This window comes from Lutispora saccharofermentans (assembly GCF_024363565.1).
In the GTDB taxonomy this organism is placed as follows: domain Bacteria; phylum Bacillota; class Clostridia; order Lutisporales; family Lutisporaceae; genus Lutispora; species Lutispora saccharofermentans.
The window spans coordinates 42,565-48,564 of the sequence record NZ_JAJEKE010000026.1; the positions used below are offsets into that span (position 1 = coordinate 42,565).

Annotated in this window: 8 protein-coding genes; all 8 read right to left on the reverse strand. The window is 35.7% G+C overall.

The genetic code is table 11. From position 1 onward, the window contains the following. Window positions 1-62 precede the first annotated feature (62 nt). Window positions 63-1,100, reverse strand: a complete 1,038-nt coding sequence (locus tag LJD61_RS19190) for a serine hydrolase domain-containing protein (RefSeq protein WP_255229196.1) — start codon at window positions 1,098-1,100, stop codon at window positions 63-65. Window positions 1,101-1,178: 78 nt separating this feature from the next. Further along, window positions 1,179-1,616, reverse strand: coding sequence for a J domain-containing protein (locus LJD61_RS19195; protein WP_255229197.1), 438 nt, complete (start codon window positions 1,614-1,616; stop codon window positions 1,179-1,181). Window positions 1,617-1,791: 175 nt separating this feature from the next. Next, window positions 1,792-2,562 carry a sugar phosphate isomerase/epimerase family protein gene (locus LJD61_RS19200; RefSeq protein ID WP_255229198.1) on the reverse strand — a complete coding sequence of 257 codons (771 nt, stop codon included), beginning with the start codon at window positions 2,560-2,562 and terminating at the stop codon, window positions 1,792-1,794. A 128-nt stretch (window positions 2,563-2,690) separates the two neighbouring features. After that, the gene (locus tag LJD61_RS19205) at window positions 2,691-3,134 is read right to left on the reverse strand and encodes a hypothetical protein (protein WP_255229199.1); all 444 of its coding nucleotides are present in this window, start codon (window positions 3,132-3,134) and stop codon (window positions 2,691-2,693) included. A 56-nt stretch (window positions 3,135-3,190) separates the two neighbouring features. Beyond that, window positions 3,191-4,231, reverse strand: a complete 1,041-nt coding sequence (locus LJD61_RS19210) for a S66 family peptidase (protein ID WP_255229200.1) — start codon at window positions 4,229-4,231, stop codon at window positions 3,191-3,193. A 144-nt stretch (window positions 4,232-4,375) separates the two neighbouring features. Then, window positions 4,376-4,726 carry an SH3 domain-containing protein gene (locus LJD61_RS19215; RefSeq protein ID WP_255229201.1) on the reverse strand — a complete coding sequence of 117 codons (351 nt, stop codon included), beginning with the start codon at window positions 4,724-4,726 and terminating at the stop codon, window positions 4,376-4,378. Window positions 4,727-4,761: 35 nt separating this feature from the next. Further along, window positions 4,762-5,421, reverse strand: a complete 660-nt coding sequence (locus LJD61_RS19220; protein ID WP_255229202.1) for a class I SAM-dependent methyltransferase — start codon at window positions 5,419-5,421, stop codon at window positions 4,762-4,764. 50 nt (window positions 5,422-5,471) lie between these two features. Next, the gene (locus tag LJD61_RS20845) at window positions 5,472-5,813 is read right to left on the reverse strand and encodes a flavin reductase family protein (RefSeq protein ID WP_408615912.1); all 342 of its coding nucleotides are present in this window, start codon (window positions 5,811-5,813) and stop codon (window positions 5,472-5,474) included. Window positions 5,814-6,000 lie beyond the last annotated feature (187 nt).

The window sequence follows — 6,000 nt, forward strand, 5'->3', positions numbered from 1 at the left end:
TAATTCGCTATTTTCATAGCTGCGGCTCAGTTTATAAAGTGTATTAAGTGCGGTTATGCAATTTAATCAAAACAATGCAGCAATAAATATATCAATTGAAAAGGATGTTTGTTTATTTGATTTATCGTTCCTGTTATAAATAAGCTTTTAGACGGGCAGTAAAAAGCAAATGTTCCCGTAGAACCGGAGTGTCCGATGATCTCAGGAGCAGGAAACAATGGTGACATTAATCTTGACATTTTACATCTCATCATGCCCATACCATATTCCATGGGAAACCATTGAATCCGATTCCATTGATAGAGCATCGGCAAGTAAGATTTATTGAAAAGCTTTCCCGTATAAAATGACTTTAAAAACTTCATGGTATCTTGCGCTGTTGAAACAATACCGCCTGATGCTCCAGCAGACGCCACAAATAAAGGACGATTCAAAGGATTTGTATTCAAATAAATTGGTGCGAAGATACTTGTTGCTTTGCCTAAAGAGGTGTGCTCCAATCGCAGTGGTTCTATAATAAACTGATTATAAATGCATTCCAGTTCTTTATTAGCAATTTTTTTTGCAATTTCCCCAAGCAAGTCAAAATTGATATCTGAATAAAATGCTTTGCCTTTTGCTCCGTTTATAAAATGAGGGCTTAAGCTTTTGGTTCTTTCAAGCGCTTCATCAAAAGTCAATGCCCTATCCTTTTCACACATTTCATCAAAATATGACTTGCCCTTTACATTTTTTTCTGTATACCAATCGGGTAAACCAGTTGTATGGGACAGTAATTGTCTGATGGTAATAGAGTAGGTATACTCCTTCCCTTTGTAAATGTGCAGCCCTGAAAGATATTCTTTTGGAAAGAAACTATCAATAGTATCATCAAAAGACAACAGCTCTTCTCCTATTAATTTTATAATAACTGCCGCAGTATACATCTTTGTAATGCTGGCTATAGCATATTGGGTATCTGTCTCCATTTTTCCTGCTGCCTTTATCCATGAAAACTCACCGTCAGCTGATTCAATATTAATAACTGAACCAAATACTTTTTTATTATCAATTGCTTTATTTAATACTTTGTCAAGCTTATTAACTATACTCGTCTCCATTTCAAACCTCCGTTTATAAATGATATTCCTAATATATATCATAACGCATAATCGAGGCTATGCAATAAGGCTTTGATATTACTTATTCATCAATCTATGATAAGCATCTAATACTTCAATCATTTTCTCACCGCTGCCCCCGCAGTCAGGATGATATTTTTTAGCTAACTCCCTGAACTTCTTCTTTATATCGTCAACAGAAGCTCCGGGTGCCAGCCCAAAATAACTTAAAACGCCAGGATCTTGTATTTCATCAAATTCCAATCCCATATCTTTATACTTCTGAAAATATACGCTGTAAAAATATTCTTCAAAAGCCTCCTTCAATGCCTGCTTATCGAATTTGAGCAATTTCCAGATAGGGTACTTGACAGTCAATTCATTAATCGATTTTGTAGAAAAATACTCATCCCATACATACTTTTTAGGAGTAGTGTCTGAAATATGCTCAAAGCGTATCTTGGCTTCGACTTTTTTCAATTCCCTCAGCTTGCGTTTTAATTTATCAACATCCATTTAAACACATCCTTATCTATGAACTTTTAAATACATAAATACTACAAAGGACGTCTTGAATCTTAGCAATGGAATATACATCTTTCATTTCAGCTTCACGAATAATCAATTTATTAACTCCATTAAGCTCAATCACTTCAATTCTATTTTCATCTCTATTATAGAATCTTCATTCTCACCAATAATTCATATCTGCAAGAAATCCATGTGCTGAAAGCCATTCCAGCGATAGGGAATAATCAGCTTCAATAGTATAGGTTATATCCGACGGTATTTTTGACTCAAAACGATGAAGGATTTGCTCCATATCAAGAATGCCCTTGCCCAGCGGCCAGTGATAATCCCAATTCCCATCATTATTATGTATATGTGCATGACCAATAAAATTGCTACAACTGCTTATCCAATCGACAACATCCACATTTGAATTAGAACAAGCGTGACCTGTATCCAAGCAAAGCATTACTCGTTTATCATCGATTTTCTCACAAAGTTCTGCCATCATATCAGGATTATTGTCCAAAAAGTTTTCAATGTAAACATGTAAATTCTCCGGCTTGTCCGACATATACTCTTGCCACAAGGCTATAGATCGAGGAAGCCATTCATGCCTGTTGCTGTAGCCTGGAATATAATCCGAGTGGAATACTATATGGCTGATTCCAAACGACTTTGCGATAACAAAAGATTGGTTGCATAATTCTATGATATCTGATGGGGATGCCTCTGCAAGCATCTTCAAATCCGTCCCAAGAATAGTTCCGTGAAAAAACAGCTTATTGCATCCCTTAATCAGCTCAGCACAACGATCAAACAGCGCTTTGCCCTCATCTTGTTCTATGCCATTAAAGTACACATAGTCATCCAGTTCAATGCCAAAGCCGCTTTTTTTCGCAACTGCGGCAGCATTTGGATCGTGGGTGTTTAAATAAAGCCTATCTTTCATAACCCTTACTCCTTTGAGATTTTTTCGTTTTGCAACTTCTGCACCTTTCTTACTTCGTATGCTAAAAGACGCTTTCTAGAAAATCTGTCCATAAAACTCTTCTAGCTTCGCTCGATCAAGGCTGCTAATCACTTTGACAATTTAAATACGCTCATGATAATCTCCGAACCGTCTGCAGTATTATCCACATATGAAGCGATATACATGGAAGCTGAAGAAGCATATAATCTCCAATTAGTTTTGTCCCCATCCTTACTATATATGGTATATTGGTATTTAACATCATCTAATGGAGATAAATCGTTCTGGATTTCTTCCTTTACATAATTGGGAGAATTGATTTCAACAGTTTTATCTGTATATTCAATTTTGAATAAATCCGCTTCAATAGTATATTTACTTCCTGCCATTCTTTCATTCATATAGTCAATGGTTGAAGACGATAAAGGTGATAAATAACTTACCTTCTCAAATGTGTATGTGCCATAGAAATCTTGCTTATCGCTGTTGCTGCAGGATGATAAAAATATTAACAAAATCAGCCCGGTCATAAGTATAAATACTTTTTTCAACCTTAACCACCTCACAAAATATAAACATTTATGGTAATTTTAAATTTTTGATAAGATTAGATTACGCCTGATTCAAGTATCGAAAAAGTTTGTTTGTCACAATTTATTTCAGCTAATGCTCCATAAGGCAGACACATCATTGGCTGGTTATGTCCAAATGTCATATTGTAAATTATAGGGAAGTCTGTTAACCCGAGTTCATTTATAACTACTTTTATAATTGCATCTTTGTATTCCTCATAATACTTTCCCTGATAAGGCTTTCCCCATAATATTGCTCTTGCATTTTGTAGAATCCCTTGGCTTCCATAATTTCTTAACCAATATTCTATATAAGTGGGTTCCGGCATATCTTCTGAGGTTTCAAAAAACAAAACGGAATTTTTAAATGCATCAATAGATGGCCATAAGGAAGTCCCTTTCATCATTTCAAGCACTTCTATACAACCACCGATTAAGCGGCCTTGCACTTTTCCACTTCCTTGTATAAACTCATATTCTTGATTTGCTTTCATTGTTTTAGCTATATTTTTATTCTTTTCGAGCCATTCAATGCGCTCACCGGTCCACATATCTGCTGCAGGAATATTGCCAATAGCAGAGTTTTTGAACAGTGCTTTTTCAAACCAGTATTTCGTATAATCAAATATTTTGATATTTTCCGCAAACTCTGCCAAAATAGAAGGCCCGTAAAAGCTTGAAAGATTGCCTTTTATACACATAAAATGTGCAATTGTACTATCAGAATATCCTATAAAAATTTTAGGATTATTTCTAATTATGTTAAAATCAATGTAAGGCAACATCCTAATGCTTTCTTCTCCGCCAATGCACGAAAAAATTGCTTTTATAGATGGGTCTGAAAAAGCCTTCATAAAATCTTCCGCCCTTTTCTCAGGATGTTTGTATAGATATTCAGACCCTTTTAATGTATGAGGCATTTCTACAACTTCTAATCCAAATTGTTCTTCTAATCGCTTTTTACCCAGATCATATCTCCACCGTAAATCGGCATCTCCTGCACCACCCCAAGAAAGGCTTACGGCAGCGACTTTGTCACCTTTTCTTAATCTCTGTGGTTTTATTAAGTTTAGCATTTTTAACACCCCATTTTCTTAGTTTAACGTTTTAATATCAGCAAATACCCTGCGTTAAGAGGATAATAAAATTTTTTTAATCATCATTAAGTAGTCCTCCTTGTATAACATTACTTTTCTTTATAAAGTAATCATTGAACCCAATTAGCAGTTAATCAACTTCCCTTTTGGCAGCCATCCTTCGTCTCTTTCTGTAAGTTTCACACACCATAACCACCCATTAAGTTCTCTTATGCCTTCTACTATTTCATCCTTCTCAACATTTAGCTCCTTCGCTGTATAATCCTCCAAGATTGTTCCATGCCCATCTTCAATAGCAAGCAACTGCTCCGGAATCCACCCATTCATCTCATTATCCAATGTGTAACAATATCTCCAGTTCTCCCAATTCTCTGGCCCATTATATTTGTTCCCGACTTTCAGCTTCGTACCTTTTTTGATGGTGATGGGCTTTGGATAATTGCTTTGATGGGCCTCAACTACCCTATAATTCATTTCCAAAACTCCTTCCTTTCACCTTAGAGCAACGCTCATATAATTGTCTTATCAGCAACAATTATCGTCGTGTTTTCCACTCGCCAGACCATTTCAACTTTCTCAAATCTTGCCTTGCGCAGCATTTCAATTTGATTGGATATTGTGCAGGGCGTGTCAAAGTGATAAAACTCATCATCCGAAATATTTTGCTCTTTTCGTATTCGTTCATTCTCCTTAAATAAAAAGTCCTCATCTTTTTGTTCAATCAACATGTAATCACATTCAATATATCTTCCGCCTGGCTTTAATGCTGAATAAACCCTTGAATATAGTTCTATCTTTTTATCATGAGGGAAATGATGCATAGTTTGAAAGGATATGATTGCATCGAATTTTTCGATTCCAAAATTATAATTAAAATAACTTGCGTTGATAAGCGTCAGATCCTTATCGGGATGTTTTTGCTTGAGCCTGTCCAGCATTGCTTTTGTTAAATCAACACCTATCACTTTAATATTGGGATAAATTTTAAATATTTCATCAAGCTCCAAGCCCGTCCCGCAGCCTAAGTCTAAAATATTAGTAACCGCATCAGGCAATAATTCTGCCATTTTCACATATCCATCTTTGCACCCTTCTACATCGTTTAGCATATGAGCATCATACCCATCTGCTCGCGCGGTAAAAAAATCGCTCATTTTCTCTATCATAATTAATTTCTCCTTTTGAAAAATATAAATAATGCTCGCTTCATCTATCAAAGTCATTTCTTTAAAAGATCATCATTGCTGGCCCCTTCAATTATCCCACCCACGGTTCTAAACTGTCCAAGCCAAAACATTAATGCATCATCACGAATATAATTCTCATCTATATGAACTTCTTTTATCTCTCCAATAAACCACTTATGACTGCCTTCGTAGTCAATATGATGTACTACTTGACACTCAAGATTTACAGGGCATTCCTCTATAAAATAGCTGTCGACCTGGTTTCCCTTTAGCGGTGTGAAGGATGCCTTCTGATACTTATCTTCATTCCGCCCTGAGATAGTACCGCAAATATGTATTTTATCCAGCTGTTCCTTTGTTGGTATGTTTATTATGAACTCTTTGCTTGTTTAATGTAATATAAAAGTGTAACAAAGTGCAGTTCAAAAGTGTAACGGTCTGCGATGCAAAAAGTCCATTGTAACACTCCTCAATTTAAGTTATCCTTTAGTTTGTCTAACGAACTGAAGGAGGAACAGAAAGGATGTTATCAATGGACGATATAAAGTATATCAGAAGAAT

Excerpts from the sequence above, each read along its gene's own strand:
- LJD61_RS19190 (WP_255229196.1), bottom strand. The coding sequence starts at position 1,100 with ATGGAGACGAGTATAGTTAATAAGCTTGACAAAGTATTAAATAAAGCA.
- LJD61_RS19195 (WP_255229197.1), bottom strand. The coding sequence starts at position 1,616 with ATGGATGTTGATAAATTAAAACGCAAGCTGAGGGAATTGAAAAAAGTC.
- LJD61_RS19200 (WP_255229198.1), bottom strand. The coding sequence starts at position 2,562 with ATGAAAGATAGGCTTTATTTAAACACCCACGATCCAAATGCTGCCGCA.
- LJD61_RS19210 (WP_255229200.1), bottom strand. The coding sequence starts at position 4,231 with ATGCTAAACTTAATAAAACCACAGAGATTAAGAAAAGGTGACAAAGTC.
- LJD61_RS19215 (WP_255229201.1), bottom strand. The coding sequence starts at position 4,726 with ATGAATTATAGGGTAGTTGAGGCCCATCAAAGCAATTATCCAAAGCCC.